We start from the raw sequence: 23345 nt of genomic DNA, 5'->3' as shown, positions 1-23345 counted from the left end.
CTGCGATTGCATCTCCGCCGTACGCGAATCACCCCGGGAAAGGTCACGGAGTCCAATTTCTCTGGTACGGATAGATCGGGAACCCGGGCGCCGCATGAGGGCAGGGAAGGGAGGCCGTCCCTCCAGGACGACATCATGGGATCTTCCGGGATTCGCCCGGGAGACTTGGTGCGAGCCAGGACCCTGGCATCACAAACCTCGGTTGATGACCGTGGTATCGACCACGACGCGATGGCCAGATGGAAGGCCATCGTCGGTCATGCAGCCCGGCACGTCGTCAGCAGCGCACGGAGTGCGCCGACATCATCGACCGGCGAGCCTCAGCCGGCGGTGTAGCCAAGCGACGCGCTGACCTGCAGTCCTGCCTGTTTGAGCCCCTCCAGCAGACCGGGCTCCATTTCGGGGGCGAAGCGGAAGGCAGGGCCCGAGATGCTGATGGCACCAACGACCACGCCGAGGTGGTTGCGCACTGGCGCCGCATAGGAATTGATGCCCATCTCGAACTCCTCGAGCGCCTGAGCGTAACCGTCCTTCACGACCTGAAGCAGTTCTTTTTCCAGAGCCGTCCGGGTCCGAATGGTTTTGGCGGTGCGCTGAGGAAGCTTGGTGGCTTTCAGGATCCGCCCCCGTTCATCGGAGCTGAGGCCCGCCAACAGGACCTTGCCGCTGGAGGTCGCATGCAGGGGGGTGAGGCTGCCCAGCCAGTCATATGTCGCCAGGGTCGAAGGGCCCATGGCCTGGTCCACGTTCACCGCGTATTCCTCGCGCAGCACGGCAAGGTTGACAGTCTCTTTGTACTGCTCGGCCAAGGCCTCAATGACCGGGCGGGCCAGAGCCACCAGTGAAAGCCGGCCTGGAATGGTGCTGGCCAGCTTCAGGATGCCGAATCCCAGCTCGTATTTTCCCCGATTGGTGTTCTGCTGCACCATGCCGCGGGCCAGCAGCGAGCCCAAGAGCCTGGAAGCCGTGGACTTGTGGATCTGCAGTTCTTCGGCAACTTCGCCGACCCCGGAACTTCCGTCCCGGCCGAGGATTTCCAGGATGGCCAGGGCGCGGTCCACCGATTGGACACCCCCATGCACGGCATCGTCGTCGTCCATTTCCGGGCGATGGGATTTATCGACTGCCAAGGGCCTGCCGTCCTTTGCGTTCATCTTCATACTTGGTCGCTTTCGTCCAGCTTATGCGCTGGCCCCGGCAAGGTGCGCGCCATCGCCCCGGCGCCCAGCGCCAAGGCGGGTTGGAAGCCCCGGCGACGAGCCGGCAATACCGGCTTGGCAAGCTGCTCAAATCACGCTTTCGTCCAATCCGTTACCAAATGACCCCCTCGCCGCGTGGGGCCGACCAGTCTTCCGGACGAGGTGACCTCGCCGACACCAAACCGAGCAAATAGACCAGCCAAACCACCCTTTATGACCTAGATCGGTCACGCATTGGCGTCCCGGTGCATCACAATGGCTAATATGGGGGTTGGGCCAATTATTGTCGCGCCCTTTGAAGTCCCACCTGTTCCCGTCCCATGGAGTGTGCTGACGCATGAGCCTGATTGTCCAGAAATTCGGCGGATCTTCCGTTTCAGATGCCGAAGGCATCAAACGTGTTGCCCGTCGGATTATTGACACCAAGTCCGCCGGCCACGATGTCGTCGTGGTGGTTTCCGCCATGGGCGACACCACCGATGAACTACTCGACCTCGCCGAACAACTGACCGAAGATGCCCCCGCCCGCGAGATGGACATGCTCCTGTCTGCAGGCGAACGCATCTCCATGGCCCTGCTGGCCATGGCCATCGACGGCCTGGGTGCCAAGGCGGCTTCCTTCACTGGCTCACAGGCCGGCATGATGACCGATGCCATCCACGGCAAGGCACGCATCATTGAGGTTTCGCCGCAGCGCGTGCGCCGCGCCATCGATCGCGGCTACGTCGCCATCGTCGCCGGGTTCCAGGGCATGAGCAAGGAATCGAACGACATCACGACCATGGGTCGCGGCGGTTCGGACACCACCGCGGTGGCGCTTGCCGCCGCACTGGGTGCCGATGTCTGTGAGATCTACACCGATGTCGATGGCATCTACACCGCCGATCCCCGCGTGGTTCCGGCGGCCCGCAAGATCGACACCATTTCCAGCGAGGAAATGCTGGAGATGGCCGCCTCCGGCGCCAAAATCCTTCACCTGCGTTGCGTTGAATATGCGCGTCGTTTCGGGGTTCCGCTTCACGTGCGGTCCTCGTTCAGCACCAATGAGGGAACCTGGGTTATGCCCAGCCCCGATGACCAGATCAAGATTCAAGAGGGAGAACCCTTGGAACAGCCCATCATTTCCGGTGTCGCCCACGACCGCTCCGAAGCCAAGGTCACGATTGTTGGCGTGCCCGACATCCCCGGCAAGGCCGCACAGATTTTTCGGGTCATTGCCGGCGCCCACGCCAACATCGACATGATCGTCCAGAACTTCTCGACTTCAGGTTCGGGCCGCACAGATATCTCCTTTACGCTTCCCATGGTCGATGGCAAGCAAGTCAAGGAGGCCCTGCGATCCGCCCAGGAGGAAATCGGCTTCGAGGACATCTCCTACAACGAGAACGTTGGCAAGCTTTCGCTCATCGGGGCAGGTATGCGTTCAAACCCGGGCGTTTCCTTCACGTTCTTCGAGGCCCTGCACCAGGCCGGCGTGAACGTGGACATGATCTCCACCTCGGAAATCCGAATCTCCATCGTCACCGACGCCAACAAGCTCGATGCCGCGGTGCGAGCCATCCACGCGGCATTCGACTTGGATGCTGAGGACGAGGCAACGGTCTACGGCGGCACCGGCCGCTAAGGTACATATGCCTTAACGCCACGCGGTCCGTGGCACCGGGGCACGCCAAGGGGCGTGCCTTCGGTGCTGCGGACCGTTTTTGGTGGTGGGCGTGGTGCGGCGGCGGAACTCTGCGGTGTTCAGGCGGGGGTGCCGGGCAGGGCGGGTGCCGTGGAGGTGTATTGGGCCCCGGTGGGGGTGGTGATCAGGATGGTGTGCCGCCCGCCGGTGTCCAGCACTTGTTCTTCCCAGCCGGTCTGTTCCTTTGTCTGGTTGCAGGCGGCGCATCGTCCGGCACTGTTGGCTTCGTTGGTCGGTCCGCCGCGGCTGTGTTGGACCACGTGGTCGAAGTGCTTGATCGGTGCGTTGCAGTAGGGTGTGCGGCAGTACTGGTCGCGGATGCGGATCAGGTCCTTGAGCGCCTTGGGAAATTGGCGGGAGCGTGAGTCCATGCCCACTAGGGCCCCGGTGTCGGGGTGGGTGTAGAGCCGCTTCAGGGCCACCTGGGAGCGGCGGCGTTCCCGGTCCTGCGGTTCGCGTCCGCCGACCAGGTTCCTGGCCCAGGTGGAGGGGACAGTGCCGTAGCCTTCTAGGAACGCCGGCTCGCTGCCGCCCTGGAGCAAGGTCCGGTCGGACATCGCCAGGTACAACATGAGCTGGGTTCCTTCAGCGGTGGACCTGCCGGTGATCCGGTCCACCGCGACGTCGACCATGATTTGGGCCCGTGTCCGGGTGTCCCCGGCCGCCTTGAGCCTGTCAACTTCGAGGGTGAGGGCCTGGCGGATCGCCAGCCCGTCCTCGACAGAGAGCATCCCGGCGACCTGCATCATCGCGTCCCGGGCCGGGAACACCGCGAGGTACCGACAGGACTTGGCCTCTTCCAGGCGCGTCAGCGCGTCGGAGCTATCGTATGCGTAGGCGAGCCGGCGGACCCGGTCGACGACGGCACGCACGCACAGGCCCTTGAGCCCTTCCGGATCGCGAAGCAGTGCCGCGTCGATCTCGCCGCGCTGCGCCGAAGGCAGGTTCGCGGTTTCGCGGTCAATGGTCCGCGCCTGGGACTCGCCGATCTTGCCGCGCACCAGGGCAATGAGGGTGAATGGCAGGTCCGAGACCAGGCGGCCGGATAAGCCCAGGAAGGCCCTGCCCTGTTCCGGGGATTCGCGGCGTGCCAGGGCGACTTGTGCCCCGACCCCGTAGGACGGGTTGTTTTCCCGCACGCCGGCCTCGGTGCGCCGGGCCACGACGTCGGCTTCCATGAGGGTTGCGGATATGACCTGGGCGCCGGCCGCGGCGCTCTTGATCTCCTCGGCCAGGGCGATCTTTTCGTGATGTTCCTTGGCGGTGCCATCCGTGTCCAGGGCCGCCAACCCGTCGCGCACGTATCTCAGGAACGCCAGGTCATCCTCGTGGCATCGCCCCGGCACGGGCGGGAGGCAGGCCACGGGTGCGGGTGCGGGTGCGACAGGAAAGTATTCGTCGGGAGGTTCGTCTATGGAATATCCGCTGGGATATTCATCGAACATACCTCCATTCTACGCCCGAAAACCTTCGAAAAGAAGGGCAAAAAACAAAGAAAATTACCCCAAAGGCTCATGTCAAATGCGCTTTATGGTTGTCCACAATCCTGCGCGGGATTCTTGACAAAGGTCGCTGAATCGGAGGGTGTGATTCAAGAATTAAGGGTTTCCCGGTCGGCGCGGCGATAATGAATGGATGCTCTCCTCCTCGCTTGTCTGGCTGCCCGAAGAGCAGTGGCTGTCGTCCGCCGCCGCTCATCAGGTGCGCGCAAAGCGTTTTGGCGAACCGTTCACGGAGCGCAGGATGAAGCGCCAGAAGCACCCGATCGAGGACTTCCTCTTTACCTATTACACACAGAAGCCTGGGCAGCTCTATCGCTGGCATCCGGGGCCCGGCGTGGTGCTATCCGGGGAGAGCGCCACGGAACGCAGAGACTGGAAGTTCTATCGCGAAGTCGTTGACGAGTCGACCGGCGAGCGCGGCTACACGGTGGACCTCGAGGCGTTTGCGCAAACCCGCACGGAGGCGATCCGGTTCGCCAACATCATCCTGGCCGGAACAGCCACCCGAGCGGCCAATTTCGCATGCTTCGGCCTGCACGAATGGGCCATGGCCTACAAATCGGCCGACAACGGGATCAGGCACGAATACCTGCCCCTGCGCCTGGGTTCTGCGGGAACCGATGCGGTGGTCCAGGAGCACAAGATCCGCTGCACCCACTTCGATGCGTTCAGGTTCTACACCCCCGAGGCCGTGCCGCTCAATGAATTGCAGCCAACCCGTGAAACCCAGCGGGACCTCGAGCAGCCCGGGTGCCTGCACGCCAACATGGACCTGTACAAGTGGGCGTACAAGCTGACCCCCGCGGTGCCGAGCGACTTGGTCATGGACTGCTTCGAACTGGCGTGGGACATCCGCACCATGGACATGCAGGCCTCTCCCTACGACCTGGCCGACTGGGGCCACCGGCCCATCGCCATCGAGACTCCCGCGGGCAAGGCCGAGTACGTTCGCTTGCAGAAGGACTTTGCCGATCGGGCGCAGGTGCTGCGCGATCGCCTACTGGCCGTTGCCCAATCACTGCCGTTGCCACAGACTTAGAGGTACCGGCCGCCACCGGCGGCCGACGCATGATTGGAGGGCAACTCCATGCGGCACAGGAACCATTCGCTTCTCCCCGCGCTGCTCCTTGGTGCCGTCGCGTTGCTTTCCGGGTGCGCCGGCGGCGGCGGAACCGGCGGATCGCCGAGCGCGTCGACTTCCAGCCAGGGGCAGGGCCAGGACACCGACCTGCAGATCTCGATCCGGGCCGACGGAAACGCTGAAAGCGCGCACTTCCACCTATTGTGCGACGGGCCCGTCGCCCTGGAACGGAGCAACCACCCGCGGGCCGCTGCGGCCTGCGCGCTGGTGGATGCCCACCCGCAGCTGCTCACCGAGCCCGCGGCGGGCGCCACGCGGATGTGCACCCAGCAATACGGCGGTCCGGCCATCGCACGGGTGACGGGCACGCGGGACGGGCAGGCGGTGGAGCGCACCTTCGACCTGCATGACGGCTGCGCGATTTCCGACTGGACCGCCGCCTTGGCGCTACTGGTCGACCAACCTTCAGGGCAACTGCAATAGGGAGGGGGCCTCAGCCCTGCACCAGGTAGCGGTGTTCGGGCCTGCCCCGGCTGCCATAGGCCAGCTCCAGGCGCAGCGATCCGGCCTGCACCAGGTTGGCCAGGTAGCGCTGGGCCGTGGCGCGGGAAATCCCCACGGCGGTGACCACCTGCATGACGGTGGCAGGTTCCCCCGCGGCGGCAACCGCGGCGAGCACCGCCTGCTCGGTGGGCGTAGCCACGGCCGTGCCACCTTCCTCACCGGCCAGCAGCGTGCGCTGCGCCCGGTCGATGGCCTGTTGGTCCAGCCCGGTTGCGGTGTCCAGTTGCCGGCGGTAGCGGGCGTAGGCCCGAAGGCGCGAGGCAAGGACCTTCGGGTCGAACGGCTTGACCAGGTATCCCAGCGCGCCGCGCCGGATGGCGGTGCGCACCGCATCGACCTCGGTGGCAGCCGAGAGCACGAAGGCGTCCACGTCGAGGGTGGCCAGCAGGTCCAGGCCCGAGCCCTGGGGCAGGTAGACGTCCAGCAGCAGCAAATCCGGCTGCTGCTCGGCCACGGCGCGCGGCACCATGCGGGCATCGTGCACCGGCGCCAGGGCGCGGAAGCCCGGCACCGAATCGACGTAGCCGGCGTGTAGCGCCGCCACCCGGAAGTCGTCGTCGACGACCAGGACCTTGTAGTCGGTGTTCTCGTTCATCGTGCATTGGTCCTTTCGGGAGATCCTGCATCGGTGGACAGCACCCCGGGCAGGCGGGCGGCAAATACGGCGCCGGCGGTGCGATGTTCGGTGTCCCCGGGTCCCGCGCCGTCCGCGCGGGCCCCGCCGGGATCCGCGATCCAGACCTCGCCGCCGCGGGTGCGCGCCAGGCGGCGCACCAGTGGCAGCCCCACGCCCTGCCCGCGCTCCGGGGAGCCCGGCAGCGCCCCGGTGCTGACCCCTTCGGCGAAGACGTCGAGCCCGGGTTCGACTCCGGTCCCGGAATCTGCGACGGCCAGGTGCAGCGTGGAGCCCTCGGACAGCAGGTCGACCTCGACCCAGCGCGGGGCCGGGCCCTCCACCGCCGCACGCAGCGCGTTGTCGATCAGGTTTCCCAGCACCGCGGTGGCGTCCTGGGCGTCGATGAGGCTTCCGTAGAGCGCGCTGGCATCCCCCACGCGCAGCACCACGCCGCGCTCGTACGCCTGGACGCCCTTGGCCCCGAGGAAGGCCCGCAGGTAGGTGTCCTCGATGGCCTCGAGGTTCTGCACCGGCTCGCGCACCGGCCCGGAGGCGATGACCTCGCCGAGGTAGTCGCGGGCCTCGTCCACGTCCCCGTGGTGCAGCAGCCCGGAGATGGTGTGCAGCCGGTTGGCGAATTCGTGGCGCTGGGCGCGCAATGCCGAGGCCATGGTCTCCACCGCGTCCAGCCGCGAGCCCAGGGTCTCGATGGTGGTGACATCGCGCAGCAACACCACCTGGCCCAGGTCGGTGCCGTCGCGTCGCACCGGGTGGACGGTGGCGACCAGCGCTGCGCGCTCGGTTTCCAGGCGAAGCGTTGCACCGTCGCAGGTGGCGATGGCGGCAACCAACGGCGCGGGCAACTTCGCCTCGGTATAGGGCAGCCCGATGATGTCGGAGGATTCGTGGCGGTGCGGCAGCCCCAGCATGATCCGCGCCGCCCGGTTGCGCACGCTCACCCGTCCGTCGGGGCCGATGCCGATGACGCCGTCGGCCACGCCGTAGAGCACTGCGTCGCGGTCCCGCAGCAGCTGCGCCATTTCGGCTGGTTCCAGCCCCAGGGTCTGGGCCTTGAGCCGGCGCACCAGCCAGCGCGTCGACGCCGCGGAAAGGCCCAGTGCGGCGAGCCCCAGCCCCAACACCCAGAAGCCGGCCACGCGCAGCCGGGCCGCCAGTTCCTGGATCCCGACCCCGACGCTGACCTCCCCGACCACCGTGTCCGAAGCGGGCGCGAAGACCGGCACTTTGGCGCGCACCGATTCGCCCAGTGTGCCGTGCTCGCGGGACACCGATTCCTGGCCCGACAGCGCGACGGGATCGGTGGAGACCCTTTGGCCCAACAGGGATTCGGTGGGGTGCGCCAGCCGGATCCCGCGGTCCTCGGTGACCACCACGAAGAAGGCCCCGGTGCGCGTGCGCGCCGCCTCCGCCGCACGCTGCACGTACCCGGCGCGCAGGGCCGCGGCGTCGAGCGAGTTGTCGTCGTCGGCATGGCCCTTCACCTGTGCCCGGATCTCAGGGTCGGCGGCGAGCGTGCGGGCGATGGCCAGGGCGCGCTCCTGGGCCTGCTCGTTGACGCGTTCCACGGTCACCCACATGGCGCCGGCGGCAGCGGCGAGGATCATCATTCCCACCACCGCAAATTGCAGGCCCATGATCCGGGCGGCGAAACCGCGGGAGGGCTTTGGCTCTTGGGGCATGAAACCAGTTTAGGACCTTCGTGGGCTTTATGAGCAAAAAAGGATTTAGGGGAAGAAGGGTGCTTTGTGGGCACAACCACACTGGCGTGATGCGCACCACGTAGCGTGTATATCCGCGGTGCATCGGGCGGCCAACGCTTCCGGCCCCCACAGGCACCGACTCCCATCACTCGCGTAGAAATACGCACCATCTTTAGAAGGAGACCCCCCATGCTGGTAGCACTCGGGTTCCTGATGGTCGCCACGTTCATGGCGCTCATCATGACCAAGCGCATGACCCCGTTGTTGGCGCTGATCATCGTGCCAACCGTCTTCGGCCTCTTTGCCGGCGCCGGCCTGGGGCTCGGCGACATGGTCATGGACGCCGTGAAGTCCATGTCCGGAACCGCCGCACTGCTGATGTTCGCCATCATGTACTTCGGCATCATGATCGACGTGGGGCTCTTCGACAAGCTGGTCGACGGCATCCTGAAGCTGGTCGGCAACGACCCGGCCAAGGTCGTCATGGGCACCGCGCTGCTCACCGGCCTGATTTCCCTGGACGGCGACGGCTCCACCACCTTCATCGTGGTCACCGCGGCGCTGCTGCCGATCTACCTGCGCCTGGGCATGAGCCCGGTGGTGCTGACCTGTGTTGCAGGTTTGACCAACGGCACGCTGAACATCGTCCCCTGGGGCGGTCCGACCGCCCGCGCCGCGGCCGCCCTGCACGTGGACGCCTCGGCAGTGTTCGTCCCGATGATCCCGGCACTGGCAGTCGGCCTGGTTGTCGTCTTCGGCTTCGCCTGGGCCATGGGCATCTCCGAGCGCAAGCGCCTGCAGCGCGAAGACCCGCTGCGCTGGGGCCCGGGTTCGGTCATGACCGGCGGCACGTCCGGCTCCTCCGACTCCGGAAACACCCAGACCCCTGCAGGCGGCCGCGGCGTCGCCCTGCTGGAAAAGGTTGCAGTGCGCGGCGACGGCACCGAAACCGCCACCATGAACGGCACGGTCCTGGACCCGACCCGCGAGACCCTGCGCCCGAAGCTGTTCTGGTTCAATCTCTCGATGACCGTGGCCATCTTCGTGCTGCTGATCCTGGACCTGATGCCGCTGTCCTACCTGTTCATGGTCGGCACCGCCGTCGCCCTGCTGGTGAACTTCCCGAAGATCTCCGACCAGGCCAAGATGATTGCCTCCCACGCCTCCTCGGTGATCGCCGTGGTCTCCATGGTGCTTGCCGCCGCAGTGCTCACCGGCGTGCTCTCGGGCACCGGCATGGTCGACGCGATGAGCGCCTGGCTGGTCGACGTCATCCCCACCTCGATGGGCCCGTACCTGGCGATCCTCACCGGCATCATCTCGATCCCCGCCACGTTCTTCATGAGCAACGACGCGTTCTACTTCGGCATCCTGCCGGTGCTCACCGAGGCGGGAGCCCACTACGGCATCCCCGCCGTGGACATGGCCCGCGCCTCGATCACCGGCCAGCCGGTCCACATGCAGTCGCCGCTGGTTCCCGCGATCCTGCTGCTGGTCTCGATGGCCAAGGTCGACCTGGGCGACCACCACAAGAAGGTCCTCTGGCGCGCACTGGTCGTCTCCCTGGTGATGCTCGCCGTCGGCGTGCTCACCGGCGCCATCGGCATCGGCTAGGAAGCACCTCACGCTGACACGGCAACGCACCGCACCAGGGGGCGGAGGACGGGAAACCGACCTCCGCCCCCTCTGCCTGCGTGCAGTGACACAGGTGGCGCTTAACCTCGCCGAAACCGACGTGTGAAAAGCTTAGGGATACGCGAAAGAGTGAGGCGACACCCATGGAATTCCTGCTGCTGTTGGTCGGCCTGCTGTTCGGGACGGTGCTGGTGGTCGGGCTGGGCGAACGAATGCGCCTGCCCTACCCCATCCTGATGCTGCTCTTCTCCGCCGGGGCGGCGTTCCTGCCGTTCATCCCCGAGGTCCACATCAACCCGGAACTCATCCTTCCGCTCTTCCTGCCGCCGCTGCTCTACGCGGCTGCCCAGCGCAGTTCCTGGTCGATCTTCCGGCTGCGGTGGCGCTCGCTGGTGCTGCTGGCCGTGCTGCTGGTCCTCGCGACCACCGCCGCCGTGGCGGGTGTCGCCTGGCTCATGGTTTCGTCCATGGCCTTGCCGCTGGCCATCGCACTGGGCGCCATCGTGGCCCCGCCCGATCCCGTCGCGGTGGAGGCCATCGCCAGCAAGGTCAAGATGCGCCGCCGCCTCATCACGGTTCTGCAGACCGAGGGCCTGTTCAACGACGCCATGGCCATCGTGATCTTCCAGGCGGCCGTTGCCGCTGCCATGAGCGGAGGCGAGGTCGGTTGGAACGTCGTGCCGAAGTTCCTCATCGGCGCGGCCGGCGCCATCGTCCTGGGCCTGGCCATGGCCTGGCTGATCGGCACCCTGAACCGCTTCGTCCCGAACCTGGTGGCCCGCTCGGCCGCGACGCTGGTGGCGCCCTACGCGGTGTACCTGCTGGCCGAGGAAGTCCACTTCTCCGGCGTCGTTGCCGTGGTGGTCACGGCCCTGGAACTGGGGCGCAGGGCCCGCCCGCAGGACTCCGAGGAACGCTTGACCCGGACCGCCTTCTGGGACGTGGTGGAGCTGTTGACCACCGGCGTCGCCTTCGGACTGGTGGGCATCGAGATGCGCTACATCATCCAGGACGAGGGCAAGAACCTGCTGACCTTCATCCCCGGCATCGCGGCCATCTGCGCCACCGTCGTGCTGGTGCGCTTCGGCTGGATGATGGCCATGTACAAGATCGGCGGGACCGAACGCAAGAACAAGACTCCCGGATCGCTCAAGGAAGTCCTGGTGCTCTCCTGGTGCGGGATGCGCGGGCTGGCCACACTGGCGCTGGCACTGGCCCTCCCCTCGACCATGGCCGATGGACAACCGCTCGAGGGGCGCAACTTCGTGGTGGCAACGGCCTGCACGGTGCTGATCGTGACGCTGGTTTTGCCTGGCCTGACGCTTCCGGCCCTGATGCGGGCGCTCAAGCTTCCCAATGACCACGCCGTCGAAGAGCGGACCCAGCGTGCACTGGCCCGGCGGGCGGAGAAGGTCGCGCTGGAAACCATGAAGCGCTCGAAGGCCGCCGCGGCCCTTCCTGCCGAACGCCGCCAGTCCCTGGCCCGGCGCATGTCCTCGCTGCACACCATTCTCGAGGCCGACTTCGAGAAGGACCCGGAAAAGATGCTGCGCCTGAAGCAGATCCTCACCATCATGGACGATGTCCAGCGCGAGGCACTTGATGCCGCACGCGAGGAAATGCTCAAGGCCCGCAACGAACCGGGCAATGACCCCGAACTCGTGGACAGGGTGCTGCGCCGCTTGGACCTGCGCACCGTCACGCTGGACCACTGACAGCTCGTCGGGTCCCACCCTCCAAAGGATCGGGTGCAAGTGACGGCGCACGGTGGAGTGCAAGGTCGATGAAGGCAGGGGCTCGCCCGGGCAGCCGACTGCCTTCCAGCCATCCAATCGTGGCTTCCGCTGAAATCGGACTGGGCTCCATCCTCAGGGGCTTTACCGGGAGGCCTTCGTAGCTCATGGGAGGGGGGTCAAGGTCGGTGGTTGCCGGAACAACGAGTACCCTCCACGCGCGGCCATTGAACGGATCACTTCGAAGTGCGAAGACCTCAACCCGATCCGGGGAACAAGCCCCTGCCGGGAAAGGTCGACGAGGATGTCCTCGCCCATACTCCGCCCAGCGAAAAGGGATGGTTGCCGGCGCCAGAGAAGAAAAACAGCCGGCGGCCACCCGGCATTCCGCCAATCAGGCCTCGCGCACGGCCACGAGCAGGGCTCGGGCACGCCCCGCAACATCGGCATCGCGCATGGATAGCACCGAGACCAGGTATTCGAGCTTGTGGATCTGCGCCGTGTAATCCGGGCCGAAGCGCTGGGCCAGCGGGCGGGCGGCGAGTTCCCCGGCCATGCGCCAGGCCACGGCCAGCGCACTTTCGAAGAGTCGTTGGTCGCCGGAGGCCGCCAGCGGGACCGAGCCGCGATCGACCATGAACACCGCATTGAGCCGCGAATCGTCCAACCCCATGGTCAGGGCCTCAAGTTCCCGGCGCACGGTGCGCAACCTGGCAGCGCCCTTGCCGAAGCGGCCCAGGCGCATGGACATGCTGCCGCCGTAGCGAAGCACCTGGTAACCGATGACCAGAACAAGCCCATTGGTCGGGAACAGCAACCAGAACAGGGGATCCAAATTGGAGTCCAGCTCCCGCTGGTCGTTCAGCGGCAGAACCCTCGCCAGGCGATCCAGGGTGTTGGACACCGCCCACTCGGGTGACATCTCGGGGGTGAAACGGTTGGTATTCCAGTCGAACCTGCCCAGCGCGGCAGTTACGCCGGTTGCGACCGCCGAGGTCAACCACGCGGGCGCCGTGGTGGATCCGTCATCAAAGAACCACACGGGCAGCACCACCTCTCCGGGGAGCAGTTCCCCGCTGCCCTCGTCAACCAAGTGGGGGTATTGGGCCTTGATCGTCCACATGGATTCCACCAGCAGCTTGGGGTCGAAACGGGTATATGCGAAAGGGTCGGAGGGGTCGTAAATCTTCGCTCGGACCTCGGGGTCCATGGTGAGCTGCAGCTCATCCTCAGCGTCCCGGGCAACCACCGTCACCACGAGGTCTTCGGTGAAATCGACCGGGAGGCCGCGGCGGATTTCATCCACGTCGAATTTGCTGTCGTCGGGCTCAAAGCGCAATGCCTGCAATGGCCGGTTTCCGGTCGGCACGGCTTCGGCCACGTCTTCGATACCGACGATGACCATCGAGCTCAGCATGGCCGAGGCCAGCACCAGGACGATGCCGGCGAGCACCTTGGCGCTCCGGCGGACGCCCGTGCGGAGTGAGGGATGCAGCGGGGTCTTGCCGCGCGCCGGTTCCGCTGCGTCATCGAATTCAGGGAGCCTGCCGATCGCTTCGCGGGCCATGGCATTCACCTCGTCCACCGCGTTCAGGGACAGCCGCGAACCCTGGGGAGTCAAGCCAAGGCTCGTACGCAACACGCTCAGGTCTTCGGCGGGCCTCGGGGCCGCCAAAGGTCGTCGCCGAAGCATGCGGCGCAACCTCCGCGGGCGGCCCAATTTCCGGGAGAGCGCATGCGCCTGGCGCTTGAGTACACGCTCCGCTTGGTCCCAGGCGCGCACGGCATGTTTGGACCCGCCCGTCTTGCCGGTGCTTGCCGCAAGCAGGGCGTCCAATGCGGATTCAAGGTCGGTGACGGCCCGCGGATCGATCGCGCCGGCCGGGGCGGCGCGCAGGCGCGCCAATAGTTCCCTGGTGGCGAATGCCAGCGGTGCGGTCAACCGCTGGAAGGTGTTTTCGCCGCCGCGGAAGCGTCCAATGACGGCACCGGCACCCATCACGGCGTCGGCCGATGCGGCCAATTGCGACACCAGGGATTCGAATCTTTCGAGCTTTCGGGCGGTTTCCGGTGTCATGCCGCTGCCGCGCGCATGCACCGCTGCGACGACCTTTTCCTCGGTGCGCGCCAAGTCCAGCGACGCCTTGCGCACCTTGGCCCAAGCGGCAGTGAACCCGCGGGGGCGTTGCCCCGGGTCGACGGCGAGGTAGGTCACCTCGAGGGCTTCGAGCTCCAGGACCACGCCTGCAAGTTGGCGCTGCGCGGCGGTGAGCCGGCGGAAGCGGGCCCCCCACCGGGAACGGCGGCGTTGTGCCTTTGAGAGGGCGAACGCCGTCAGCGCCAGGCCCAGCGCGGTGGCCATGATCCAGGGCCAGGGCGAAGGCGGAGACCCGTGGTCGAGGTGCCGGGATGCTTCTTGTGCCGCGGCGATGACTGCCAGTGGCCCGTGGCCGATTCCGACATTGGCCTGGTATGCATCGTGGATACCCTGGCCGACGGCGAGGTTTTGGGCCGGATCCTCGAAGAAGGGGCGGATTGCCACCTTGTCGCGGGCTTGGGCTCGCCTGATCGAGCCGTCGTAGTTATCGATCGTTGCGGCTTTCGGGAGCTTGGTGCTCAGCAGGATATCGGTGCCCGGGGCGAGGTTTCCCTGCTGTTCCTCGAGACTCAGCGTCCGGTCGGTGACCGTGAGGGTGAGCGGTTGCCAGGAAGCGACTGGTCGGTCCAGTGCGGCTTCGACCGTTTCCCGGGAGATGTTCCACGGCTGCTGGCCCTCAACGAGGATCCGGACCTCGGAATCCGGTTGGGTGGCGATGTTCACGAGCCCGGTGGTTCCGAAAACCACGGTGACAGCCCCGAGAAGGATGGATATCCAGGGGAGGCCGAAATTCGGTTTGTTGCCGGAACGGGCGGGCGGTGTGGCTTTGCGGATCATGGACTCAATCAGGCGTATGCGGGCGTGAACCAGCCAATTCTAACGAAAATTGAATAAATGTCAGGCCGCGGAATACCCGGCCCTACGCTTTTGGAAAACATCAGAACCAGGCGAGCCAACCGCGAAACCCGTGAGCATAAACAACTTTGTGCTGGCGGGAGTCAATATTGCAGAACGAGCCCACCAGCATGGACAGGCCAAACGCTGCGGGGTTAATTCCGCGAGGTGGTCCGGTGCGAACGCGACCGGGCGGTGGTGAATGGCGGAATCGAACGTGGTCGCTTCCGTATGGGTGGATCAGTCTTGGAGGACCGAACCACTCAACAGGAGCCACTCCTTTCTGCCCTGGCGACGAACCGACTTGACGTCATGCTCAGAATCTCAACCGAACGGCATGGGGCCCAGCCGCCGTTGCCGGCGGTTATTCCTCGCCGTCGAGGTAGTACCAGCGTCCGCCCTCGCGCATGAAATTGCTGACTTCTCGCTGGGAACCCGGCTGGTTCAGCAGGCGGTAGTGCGCCTCGAACTCGACGATGCCGCGGGTGTCGAACGGCCCTCCTGCTTCGGTGCGGATGATGTCCAGGTCGCCCCAGACGATCGCTTCGTCCAGCACCAGCTCCGCAGGGCGCGTGTCCGGGTGCCAGGTTGCCAGCAGGAATTCCGGAATTCCCAGGGCGAAGGCGCTGAAGCGCGACCGCATCAGCGCCACCGCGGTTCCGGGCCAAGCGGGGGCATTCGAATCTTCGTATCCCCGGTGATATCGGCCACAGCAGGATTCGTAGGTTTCCCCGGAATTGCAGGGGCAACGCGCATCTTTTTCCATTGAACCAGCTTAAGGGCAGTCGGATCGACGGAATAACGGCGGCCAGCCTGCGCTCCGGGACCCCTGCAACCCGACACAAAACCAGAGGAACGACCCCGTGCCGGTAGACTGGGCAGGCAAGCTCGCGGAGCGCCCCCACCCTTGGCGTGAGACGGCACGTCCGCGGGCGATTAACCACCCCTCGCGCACAGGAGAACCCGGATGCCCCGGATCGTTGTTGATGTTATGCCCAAGCCCGAAATCCTTGACCCGCAGGGCAAGGCCATCGTCGGCGCACTTCCCCGCCTTGGCTTTACCGCTTTCAGCCAGGTTCGTCAGGGCAAGCGCTTCGAACTGACCGTGGACGGCGAGGTCACCGAGGAAATCCTCGAGCAGGCCCGCAACGCCGCCGAGAAGCTGCTCTCGAACCCGGTCATCGAAGACGTTGTCAACGTCGAGGTAGTCGCAGACTAATGAGCGCAACCGAACTTCCCCTGATCGGCGACTATTCGACGCCCGTCGCAGCGCTGTCCGGCGCCCGCATCGGCGTCGTTACCTTCCCGGGCACCCTCGATGACCGCGATGCTGCCCGCGCAGTGCGACTGGCCGGCGCCGAGGCAGTGTCCCTGTGGCACGCCGATGCCGAGCTTCAGGACGTCGACGCCGTGGTCATTCCCGGCGGATTCTCCTACGGCGACTACCTGCGCGCCGGCGCGATCTCCCGCTTCGCACCGATGATGGGCAAGATCATCGACGCCGCGAACTCGGATGCCAAGCTGCCGGTCCTGGGCATTTGCAACGGCTTCCAGATCCTGACCGAATCGCACCTGTTGCCGGGCTCCATGATCAAGAACGATCATTTGAAGTTCCTGTGCCGCGACCAGGTCCTGCGCGTGGAAAACAACAACACCGCCTGGTCCAACCAGTACGCGCAAGGTGAGGAAATCACCATCGTGCTCAAGAACCAGGACGGCCAGTACGTGGCCGACGAAAAGACCCTCGACGCCCTTGAGGCCGAGGGCCGCGTGGCCTTCAGCTACGTCGGCTGGAACCCCAACGGTTCGCGCCGCAACATCGCGGGCATCACCAATGCCGCGGGCAACGTCGTGGGCCTCATGCCCCACCCGGAGCACGCAGTAGAGGCCGGATTCGGCCCCGACCACACCGGAACCGACGGGCTGGGTTTCTTCACCTCCGTCCTGACCCACCTTGTTGGAGGCCAGAAGTGAGCGCCGCAGAGCAGACCACCGAGCAGAAGAAGTTCAACATGGACACCGTGGCCAACGCCGCGGCCACCCCGGAGACCGAACTGCCCTGGGCCGAGCTCGGCCTGAAGCAGAACGAGTTCGACGAGGTCGTCAAGGTCCTGGGCCGCCGCCCCACCGCCGCGGAACTGGCCATGTACTCGGTCATGTGGTCCGAGCACTGCTCCTACAAGTCCTCCAAGAACCACCTGCGCCAGTTCGGCGACAAGGTCAGCGAGGAAATGAAGAAGGACATGCTCGTTGGCATCGGCGAAAACGCCGGCGTGACCAACCTGGGCGACGGCTGGGCCGTGACCTTCAAGATCGAGTCGCACAACTCCCCCACGATGATCGAGCCGTACCAAGGTGCTGCCACCGGCATCGGCGGCATCGTGCGCGACATCATCTCCATGGGCGCCCGCCCGGTCGCCGTGATGGACCCGTTGCGCTTCGGTGCGATCGACCACCCGGACACCGCACGCGTGATCCACGGCGCGGTCGCCGGCATCGGCGGCTACGGCAACTCCCTGGGCCTGCCGAACATCGGCGGTGAAATGGTCTTCGACTCTGTCTACCAGGGCAACCCGCTGGTCAACGCGCTGGCAGTGGGCGTGATGCGCCACGAGGACATCCGCCTGGCCAACGCGTCGGGCAAGGGCAACAAGGTCGTGCTCTTCGGTGCACGCACCGGCGGCGACGGCATCGGCGGCGCCTCGATCCTTTCCTCGGAGTCCTTCGACGACACCAAGCCCTCCAAGCGCCCCGCCGTCCAGGTGGGTGACCCGTTCGCCGAAAAGGTGCTCATCGAGTGCTGCCTGGAACTGTTCAAGGGTTCCCTCGTTGAAGGCATCCAGGACCTCGGCGCCGCGGGCATCTCCTGCGCCACCTCGGAACTGGCCTCCAACGGCGACGGCGGCATGGAGGTCGAACTGACCTCCGTCCTGCTGCGCGACCCGTCCCTGACCCCGGGCGAGATCCTGATGTCCGAATCCCAGGAACGCATGATGGCGGTGGTCTCCCCGGAGAACATCGAAGCCTTCGAAGCGACCATGGACAAGTGGGCCGTGGAGTACTCCTGGCTTGGCGAGGTCACCGACACCGGCCGGTTGATCATCAAGTGGGACGGCGAAGTCATCGTCGACGTCGACCCGCGCACCGTCGCCCACGACGGCCCGCTCTACGACCGCCCGTACGCCCGCCCCGAGTGGCAGGATGCGCTGCAGGCCGACACCTTCAAGTCCTCGGAGGCCGGCGCCAACCTGCCGGCCACCGGGGATGAGCTGAAGGCCGCACTGGTTGAGCTGATGGCTTCGCCGAACATGTGCGACAAGTCCTGGATCACCAACCAGTACGACCGCTACGTCGGCGGCAACACCGCGCTGGCCTCCCCGGACGACGCCGGCGTGATCCGCGTCGACGAGGAAACCGGCCTGGGCGTTGCCCTGGCCACCGACGCCAACGGCCGCTACACCTTCCTGGACCCGTACCACGGCGCGCAGCTGGCCCTGGCCGAGTCCTACCGCAACGTCGCGACCTCCGGCGCCGTGCCGATGGCCGTCTCCGACTGCCTGAACTTCGGCTCCCCCGAGGACCCGGATGTCATGTGGCAACTGGCCGAGGCCATTCGCGGCCTCTCGGATGCCTGCCTCGAGCTCGGCGTCCCGGTCACCGGCGGCAACGTCTCGCTGTACAACCAGACCGGATCCACCCCGATCCACCCGACCCCGGTCGTGGCGATGCTGGGCAAGTTCGACGATGTCGAGCGCCGCACCCCCTCGGGTTGGCGAGCGGATGCCGACGGCCAGGCCATCTACCTGCTGGGCACCACCTTCGACGAGCTGGACGGCTCGGAGTTCGCGAACATCCGCGGACACCTCGGCGGCCTGCCGCCGAAGGTCGACCTGGCAGCGGAGAAAACCCTGGGCGCGATCCTGATCAACGCCTCGCGCGACGGCATGATCGACTCGGCCCACGACCTCTCCGAGGGCGGCCTCGGCGCAGCCTTGGGCGAGATGGCCCTGCGCTACGGCGTCGGTGCCCGCGTGGCACTGGATGACCTGTGCGAGCGCGACGGGGTGGATGCGTTCACCGCGCTCTTCTCCGAGTCGCAGGCCCGCGCGATCGTCGCTGTTCCGCGTTCCGAGGAGGTCCGCTTCAACGACATGGCCACCGCGCGCCGGTTCCCGGTGGTTCGCCTCGGCGTGGTTGACGCCGCGAGCACCTCGCTGGAGGTCCAGGGCCAGTTCGACCTGGACCTGGCCGAGCTGCGCGAGGCCCACGAGGCGACGCTGCCGAAGTACTTCGGCTAGGCACGTCTGGCCACTGCGGGGCGTCGGGGATTTTTCCCCGGCGCCCCGCCGATGTTTAACTTCATCTTCACCTTTTCGGCCAAGTCAGATTGAGTTCACCGTGCGAGAGATCTGCTTGCGAGCATCTCATAATCGAGCAAAGCGAACTTCAAGCTAGTTTCAAGGTCAAATTTGAACTTGAAACTAGCTTGAAGTTCGAGCTCGACCTATTTTGCCCGAAAGCTTATTGATCAGTTGCGGCGTTGGACGCCAAAGATACGACCTACCTACCTTTTGTTTTGTCAGGTAGCCATGTTTGGTGAGATCGTTAAGATCAGCGCGCGCAGTTTCGTGTGACACCCTGAAGCGATCCCGATACTGCCTCACCGAAACCCGCTCATTCTCATCACGAGCCAACTTCTCCAAAATTTCCGCTTGCCGGAAATTAAACTCAACAGTTTTGCTCGCGAGGGCAGAGCGTATATCGGCGGCCTCCTGGACCTTCGCCTGCAAGTGGTCATCTAGCTCGTCAAGCGCTCGGATAAAAACGTCCAGCTGGTAGTGGATGAAGTAGGTGAGGTCGCGTTCGTCGTCCTCAGTTAGCAAATAGGCAGTTGAGTATCGCGACGGTGCTTTCTTGAAAATCTTGGAGATCGCGACATACTCACTGAGCCAGTATTCTTGCTTGAGCATGCACCAATAGAAGAGAGCTCGAGCGGTTCGCCCGTTACCGTCAGCAAAATAATGGTCGTAGCCAACCATAAAATCGACAATTACCGCCCGCACTACTGGTGGAATGTACGCCCCTTCCGGGGTATCACCGTTGGCAAAATCGCATAACGCCTGCAGTCGCTGGGGAAGTTGGTCTGCACTCGGTGGCTCGTGAACACAAATTTCGTTATCCCATACGGCAACTCGTTGATGATCGAGAGTTTCCAAACGACCTGCGTCGCTAGGGTCTTCCAATGTCCCATCGGTCAGGATGCGATGTAGTTCAAGGACGAATTCTGTTGTCAACTGAATATTTGACTCTTTGGGGGCCAGCAATATTGCGCTTGGGGGCCACCGCGGGAAAACGGGATTATTGTCCTTGGGGGCCACCCGTAGTGTTCTTGGGAGCCACCAAATAGGCTCCTTCCACCATGTGACGGCCACATGGTGGAAGGAACAGTTTCAATGGTACGTAGGATCAAGGCGAAGCTTATTCTCAAGCTCCGCGCAGACGGGCTTTCGGGCCGGGCGATCTCGACCTCGGTCGGGGCCTCGAGGAAAAGCATCACGACCGTTCTCGAGGCGGCCGAGCAACAATGCGTCGGCTGGGACGAGGTGCGGGAAAAGTCCGAGGGCGAGGTGTACGCCCTGCTGTTCCCGGGCCGCGGCGACCACCAGAGCGTGTTCGCCCAGCCGGACTGGGGCGCCATCCACCGTGAACTGGCCAAGGTCGGGGTGACGCTGAAGCTCCTGCATGGCGAATACCTCGATTCCCAGGCCGGCTCCGGGCAGGCGGTCATGGGCTACGACCGCTTTTGCAAGACATATCAGCGGTTCGTCCTGGAGTCCCACGCAACATCCCGGGTGCAGCACAAGGCCGGGATGAGCATCGAGGTGGACTGGTCGGGCCCCACCATGGAATTGGTCGATCCGGTCACCGGGACGCGGAGCAGGGTCTACCTGTTCGTCGCGTGCCTGCCGTTCAGCCGGTACGCCTTCGTGGAGGCGACCTTGGACATGAAGCAGGACAGCTGGCTGCGTGCGCACGTGGCGATGTTCGAGGCCTTCGGCGGTTCTGTGCCACGCATTGTGCCGGACAACCTGAAGACCGGGGTGATCAAGCACCCCGCCGAGGGCGAGATCGTGCTCAACGATTCCTACCGCCACCTGGCCGCCCACTACGGGGCGGCGGTGCTGCCGGGCCGTGTCCGGGCCCCGAAGGACAAGGCCAGCGTGGAAAACACCGTGAGCCACGTGGCCACGTGGGTGATCGCCGGGCTGCGGAAGACCACGTTCGGGTCGCTGGGGCAGTTGCGGGCCGCCATCCGTGAGCGCGTCGAGGCCTACAACCAGGAGCCCTTCCAGAAACGTGCAGGGTCCCGCAAATCGGTGTTCCTGGCCGAGGAGCAGCCCCTGATGAACCCGTTGCCGGCGGCCGCCTACGAGATCAGCACCTGGGTCTACGGGCGGAAGGTCGCCCGGAACAGCTACGTCTCGTGGCGGAAGAACTTCTACTCGGTGCCGATGTCCAGCATCGGCGCCACCGTGGACCTGCGGCTGACCGAGTCCGTACTGGAGGTCTATCGGAACCACGAGCGGCTCACCAGCCACCGGCTGCTGCCGGCCGAGGCCCTGAACCAGTACCGCACCAACGACGCCGACATCCCGCCCGAGCGCCAGTGGCAGCACTGGGACACCGCCCGGGTCAAGGAGTGGGCCTCGCGCACCGGGCCGTGCACGCTGAACGTGGTGGAACGGATCTTTGAAGCCGTACAGGTCCAAGAGCAGGGCCTCAACGCCGCGCTGGCGGTGCTGCGCCTGAGCCGGCGCTATGGCCCGGCACGGCTGGAGGCGGTCTGCCGGATCGCGCTGCAGAGTCAGGTCCGCTCCCCACGCTACGCCCACCTGCGCCCGCTGCTGGAAACAGGCCAGGACCAGAACCTGGCCACACAGCCCGAGCTCTTCCACAACGACGGCGGCTATGTCCGCGGCGGCGACTACTACGCGGGAGGCACCCGATGAGCTCACTGGATATCGAGACCAAGCGGAAGCTGCGCGAGATGAACGCCATCGAGATGCTCCAGGCCTTCGAGGCACAGGACGAAATCCTGAGCATGGCGTTGAGCTTCGATGAGCGGGTGCGGCTCATCGTCGACGAGGCGCATTCGACGTTCACCACTTCCAAGGTCGGCGGCCTGATCAGCCGCGCCAAGCTGCGCTACCCCAACGCCGATTTGCGGCAGGTGGACCTGGTCGAGGAACGCGGGCTGAACCGCAGTATGCTCACCGCCTTGGGCAGTTGCGCCTTCATCGAGCAGAACCAGAACGTGGTCTTCCAGGGATTCACCGGTTCCGGAAAGTCGTACCTGGGCTGCGCCCTGGCCAAGCAGGCCTGCCGCAACCGGATCCGCACCCACTACGTGCGCATGCCGGACCTCGAGGAGGAATGGGTCCAGGCCCAGGACAAGCCGCTGGGCGCCGCGAAGTTCCTGAAAAAGTACGGGGCCTTCACGCTGCTGGTCGTAGACGAGTGGTTGTTGGACCGCCCCAGCGGCGACTTCCTCCGCATGCTCCTGGAACTCATGGAACGGCGCTACGGGTCGACGTCGACGGTGTTCTGCACCCAGTACCAGCAGAAGGACTGGCACCAGCGCCTCGGCTCCGGCGTCCACGCCGACGCGATCATGGACCGGATCATCCACAACACCATTTGGATCGAGACCGGTAGCTACAACATGAGAGAGAAGACCGGCGCCGTCCAGGCATAGCCAGGCCCGTTGGGGACCGGTGGCTCCCGCCCAGGGAGGTACTGGCCCCCAACGGCAATATCACTGGCCCCCAACGGCAATAATGGGTGGTCCCCAAACCGTCGAATACTCACAGTTGTCCCAAAAACGTCGTCCGGCGTTCGAATCTGACCACTTGCGCGACGCGTAATTTGCTCACTCTGCTTGAGCAGGCGATCAGTCATAGTGAATTGAAAGGCCTGACCGTTCTTGTCGGACAAATCAACGGCACGATACTGGCTGCGGCGAGCAAACTTAAGCGACAACCACCATTCCTCAAGAGTCATCGCCTCAGGCGGCGTCTTATAACGAAGCTCGTCCCAATGCATATACCGTGAATCGTCAGGGTGAGCACTCATGAGTTCAAACAGGCGATTAGGTTGAACGGAATAGATCTTTTGCATCGCTGCTTCGATGTTGGGCGCGGACATTGGCAGCTTCATTGGACCTCGCTTCATTCAGATCTACTTCAAATGGGCATCAAAATTTGAAGTTAGATGCAGTCGAGCGAACTTCAAGCTATCTTCAAATCCAAATTTGAACTTGAAGATAGCTTGAAGTTCTCTCCGCGCCAGCACGAATGCTCGACGGGCGAAACTGGTTGAAGTGGATGGCTCCGCGCGAGGAAACCATCAACTCCCGATTTACATCCATACTTCAGTCGCCACGCATCTCGAGGAATCCACAAAGCGATAGGCCTCACGCTCATTTCCGGCCAATCGCCGGAGCGTCCGTACGCAACCGATCGCACACCCAAGCGTCAGACGGCACGCGCATTTCCCGCGCCTCCGCCACCCGCACTTGTGACCCACAACGCCTTGCCGTAGAGTTCTACATCACAGGC

General features: G+C 64.9%; 18 protein-coding genes and 1 pseudogene. 10 read left to right on the top strand and 9 right to left on the bottom strand.

Going from position 1 to position 23345, the window contains the following annotated elements; translation table 11 throughout:
• Positions 1-320 precede the first annotated feature (320 nt).
• Positions 321-1100 carry an IclR family transcriptional regulator gene (locus tag ABD687_RS15415; protein ID WP_264269952.1) on the bottom strand — a complete coding sequence of 260 codons (780 nt, stop codon included), beginning with the start codon at positions 1098-1100 and terminating at the stop codon, positions 321-323.
• 436 nt (positions 1101-1536) lie between these two features.
• Here ABD687_RS15415 and ABD687_RS15410 point away from each other — a divergent pair, with 436 nt between their 5' ends.
• Positions 1537-2823 (top strand): aspartate kinase, encoded by a 1287-nt coding sequence (locus ABD687_RS15410; RefSeq protein WP_302263158.1) that lies wholly within the window; start codon positions 1537-1539, stop codon positions 2821-2823.
• 119 nt (positions 2824-2942) lie between these two features.
• Here ABD687_RS15410 and ABD687_RS15405 read toward each other — a convergent pair whose 3' ends face one another.
• Positions 2943-4328: an HNH endonuclease gene (locus tag ABD687_RS15405; protein ID WP_310289866.1), complete on the bottom strand. Its 1386-nt coding sequence runs from the start codon at positions 4326-4328 to the stop codon at positions 2943-2945.
• A gap of 190 nt (positions 4329-4518) precedes the next feature.
• Between ABD687_RS15405 and ABD687_RS15400 the strand changes: the two genes are divergently transcribed.
• Together ABD687_RS15400 and ABD687_RS15395 are read left to right on the top strand one after the other, a co-directional pair.
• Positions 4519-5424: a 3-methyladenine DNA glycosylase gene (locus tag ABD687_RS15400; protein ID WP_310289869.1), complete on the top strand. Its 906-nt coding sequence runs from the start codon at positions 4519-4521 to the stop codon at positions 5422-5424.
• 48 nt (positions 5425-5472) lie between these two features.
• The gene (locus ABD687_RS15395) at positions 5473-5949 is read left to right on the top strand and encodes a hypothetical protein (protein WP_310289871.1); all 477 of its coding nucleotides are present in this window, start codon (positions 5473-5475) and stop codon (positions 5947-5949) included.
• 10 nt (positions 5950-5959) lie between these two features.
• Here ABD687_RS15395 and ABD687_RS15390 read toward each other — a convergent pair whose 3' ends face one another.
• On the bottom strand, positions 5960-6625 hold the full coding sequence (locus tag ABD687_RS15390; protein ID WP_310289872.1) for a response regulator transcription factor: 666 nt from the start codon (positions 6623-6625) through the stop codon (positions 5960-5962).
• The gene (locus ABD687_RS15385; protein WP_310289875.1) at positions 6622-8346 is read right to left on the bottom strand and encodes a sensor histidine kinase; all 1725 of its coding nucleotides are present in this window, start codon (positions 8344-8346) and stop codon (positions 6622-6624) included. The genes ABD687_RS15390 and ABD687_RS15385 overlap by 4 nt, the downstream gene beginning before the upstream one ends.
• A gap of 210 nt (positions 8347-8556) precedes the next feature.
• Here ABD687_RS15385 and ABD687_RS15380 point away from each other — a divergent pair, with 210 nt between their 5' ends.
• On the top strand, positions 8557-9981 hold the full coding sequence (locus tag ABD687_RS15380) for a CitMHS family transporter (protein WP_310289879.1): 1425 nt from the start codon (positions 8557-8559) through the stop codon (positions 9979-9981).
• A gap of 164 nt (positions 9982-10145) precedes the next feature.
• Entirely contained in the window at positions 10146-11717 is a 1572-nt protein-coding gene (locus ABD687_RS15375) for a Na+/H+ antiporter (RefSeq protein ID WP_264269855.1), read from the top strand.
• 412 nt (positions 11718-12129) lie between these two features.
• Here ABD687_RS15375 and ABD687_RS15370 read toward each other — a convergent pair whose 3' ends face one another.
• From ABD687_RS15370 to ABD687_RS15360, 3 genes and pseudogenes are all read right to left on the bottom strand, one after another.
• Positions 12130-14580: a hypothetical protein gene (locus tag ABD687_RS15370; RefSeq protein WP_310289882.1), complete on the bottom strand. Its 2451-nt coding sequence runs from the start codon at positions 14578-14580 to the stop codon at positions 12130-12132.
• 511 nt (positions 14581-15091) lie between these two features.
• Positions 15092-15379, bottom strand: a complete 288-nt coding sequence (locus ABD687_RS15365; RefSeq protein ID WP_310293409.1) for a YchJ family protein — start codon at positions 15377-15379, stop codon at positions 15092-15094.
• Between the two features lie 51 nt (positions 15380-15430).
• Positions 15431-15493, bottom strand: a pseudogene (locus ABD687_RS15360) (SEC-C metal-binding domain-containing protein); the annotation flags it as partial.
• Between the two features lie 201 nt (positions 15494-15694).
• Here ABD687_RS15360 and purS point away from each other — a divergent pair.
• From purS to purL, 3 genes are read left to right on the top strand one after another with little or no spacing between them, the layout of a single operon-like run.
• A complete protein-coding gene (gene purS / locus ABD687_RS15355; RefSeq protein ID WP_264269852.1) occupies positions 15695-15946 on the top strand; it encodes a phosphoribosylformylglycinamidine synthase subunit PurS in 252 nt (83 codons plus the stop codon).
• Complete coding sequence (gene purQ / locus ABD687_RS15350) at positions 15946-16701, top strand: phosphoribosylformylglycinamidine synthase subunit PurQ (protein ID WP_264269851.1); 756 nt, start codon at positions 15946-15948, stop codon at positions 16699-16701. Before purS ends, purQ begins: the two co-directional genes overlap by 1 nt.
• 38 nt (positions 16702-16739) lie before the next feature.
• A complete protein-coding gene (gene purL, locus ABD687_RS15345) occupies positions 16740-19025 on the top strand; it encodes a phosphoribosylformylglycinamidine synthase subunit PurL (protein WP_302263368.1) in 2286 nt (761 codons plus the stop codon).
• Between the two features lie 183 nt (positions 19026-19208).
• Here the strand turns inward: purL and ABD687_RS15340 are convergent, their stop codons facing one another.
• On the bottom strand, positions 19209-20105 hold the full coding sequence (locus ABD687_RS15340; protein ID WP_310289884.1) for a Fic family protein: 897 nt from the start codon (positions 20103-20105) through the stop codon (positions 19209-19211).
• Between the two features lie 75 nt (positions 20106-20180).
• Here ABD687_RS15340 and istA point away from each other — a divergent pair, with 75 nt between their 5' ends.
• A complete protein-coding gene (gene istA / locus ABD687_RS15335) occupies positions 20181-21737 on the top strand; it encodes an IS21 family transposase (RefSeq protein WP_310287146.1) in 1557 nt (518 codons plus the stop codon).
• Positions 21734-22483 carry an ATP-binding protein gene (locus ABD687_RS15330; RefSeq protein WP_310287143.1) on the top strand — a complete coding sequence of 250 codons (750 nt, stop codon included), beginning with the start codon at positions 21734-21736 and terminating at the stop codon, positions 22481-22483. The genes istA and ABD687_RS15330 overlap by 4 nt, the downstream gene beginning before the upstream one ends.
• On the opposite strand, the gene ABD687_RS15325 is transcribed toward ABD687_RS15330, so the two are convergent.
• A complete protein-coding gene (locus ABD687_RS15325) occupies positions 22444-22944 on the bottom strand; it encodes a hypothetical protein (RefSeq protein ID WP_310289886.1) in 501 nt (166 codons plus the stop codon). The genes ABD687_RS15330 and ABD687_RS15325 overlap by 40 nt on opposite strands.
• Between the last annotated feature and the right edge of the window lie 401 nt (positions 22945-23345).

The organism is Paeniglutamicibacter sulfureus (genome assembly GCF_039535115.1).
In the GTDB taxonomy this organism is placed as follows: Bacteria; Actinomycetota; Actinomycetes; order Actinomycetales; family Micrococcaceae; genus Paeniglutamicibacter; species Paeniglutamicibacter sulfureus.
This window is presented reverse-complemented; position numbering and strand designations above follow the sequence as displayed.

Coding starts and splice junctions, on each gene's coding strand:
- ABD687_RS15410 (WP_302263158.1), top strand. CDS start 1,537: ATGAGCCTGATTGTCCAGAAATTCGGCGGATCTTCCGTTTCAGATGCC.
- ABD687_RS15325 (WP_310289886.1), bottom strand. CDS start 22,944: ATGAAGCTGCCAATGTCCGCGCCCAACATCGAAGCAGCGATGCAAAAG.
- ABD687_RS15385 (WP_310289875.1), bottom strand. CDS start 8,346: ATGCCCCAAGAGCCAAAGCCCTCCCGCGGTTTCGCCGCCCGGATCATG.
- ABD687_RS15415 (WP_264269952.1), bottom strand. CDS start 1,100: ATGGACGACGACGATGCCGTGCATGGGGGTGTCCAATCGGTGGACCGC.
- ABD687_RS15400 (WP_310289869.1), top strand. CDS start 4,519: ATGCTCTCCTCCTCGCTTGTCTGGCTGCCCGAAGAGCAGTGGCTGTCG.
- istA (WP_310287146.1), top strand. CDS start 20,181: ATGGTACGTAGGATCAAGGCGAAGCTTATTCTCAAGCTCCGCGCAGAC.
- ABD687_RS15405 (WP_310289866.1), bottom strand. CDS start 4,328: ATGTTCGATGAATATCCCAGCGGATATTCCATAGACGAACCTCCCGAC.
- ABD687_RS15330 (WP_310287143.1), top strand. CDS start 21,734: ATGAGCTCACTGGATATCGAGACCAAGCGGAAGCTGCGCGAGATGAAC.
- purS (WP_264269852.1), top strand. CDS start 15,695: ATGCCCCGGATCGTTGTTGATGTTATGCCCAAGCCCGAAATCCTTGAC.
- ABD687_RS15395 (WP_310289871.1), top strand. CDS start 5,473: ATGCGGCACAGGAACCATTCGCTTCTCCCCGCGCTGCTCCTTGGTGCC.
- purL (WP_302263368.1), top strand. CDS start 16,740: ATGGACACCGTGGCCAACGCCGCGGCCACCCCGGAGACCGAACTGCCC.
- ABD687_RS15380 (WP_310289879.1), top strand. CDS start 8,557: ATGCTGGTAGCACTCGGGTTCCTGATGGTCGCCACGTTCATGGCGCTC.
- ABD687_RS15375 (WP_264269855.1), top strand. CDS start 10,146: ATGGAATTCCTGCTGCTGTTGGTCGGCCTGCTGTTCGGGACGGTGCTG.
- purQ (WP_264269851.1), top strand. CDS start 15,946: ATGAGCGCAACCGAACTTCCCCTGATCGGCGACTATTCGACGCCCGTC.
- ABD687_RS15390 (WP_310289872.1), bottom strand. CDS start 6,625: ATGAACGAGAACACCGACTACAAGGTCCTGGTCGTCGACGACGACTTC.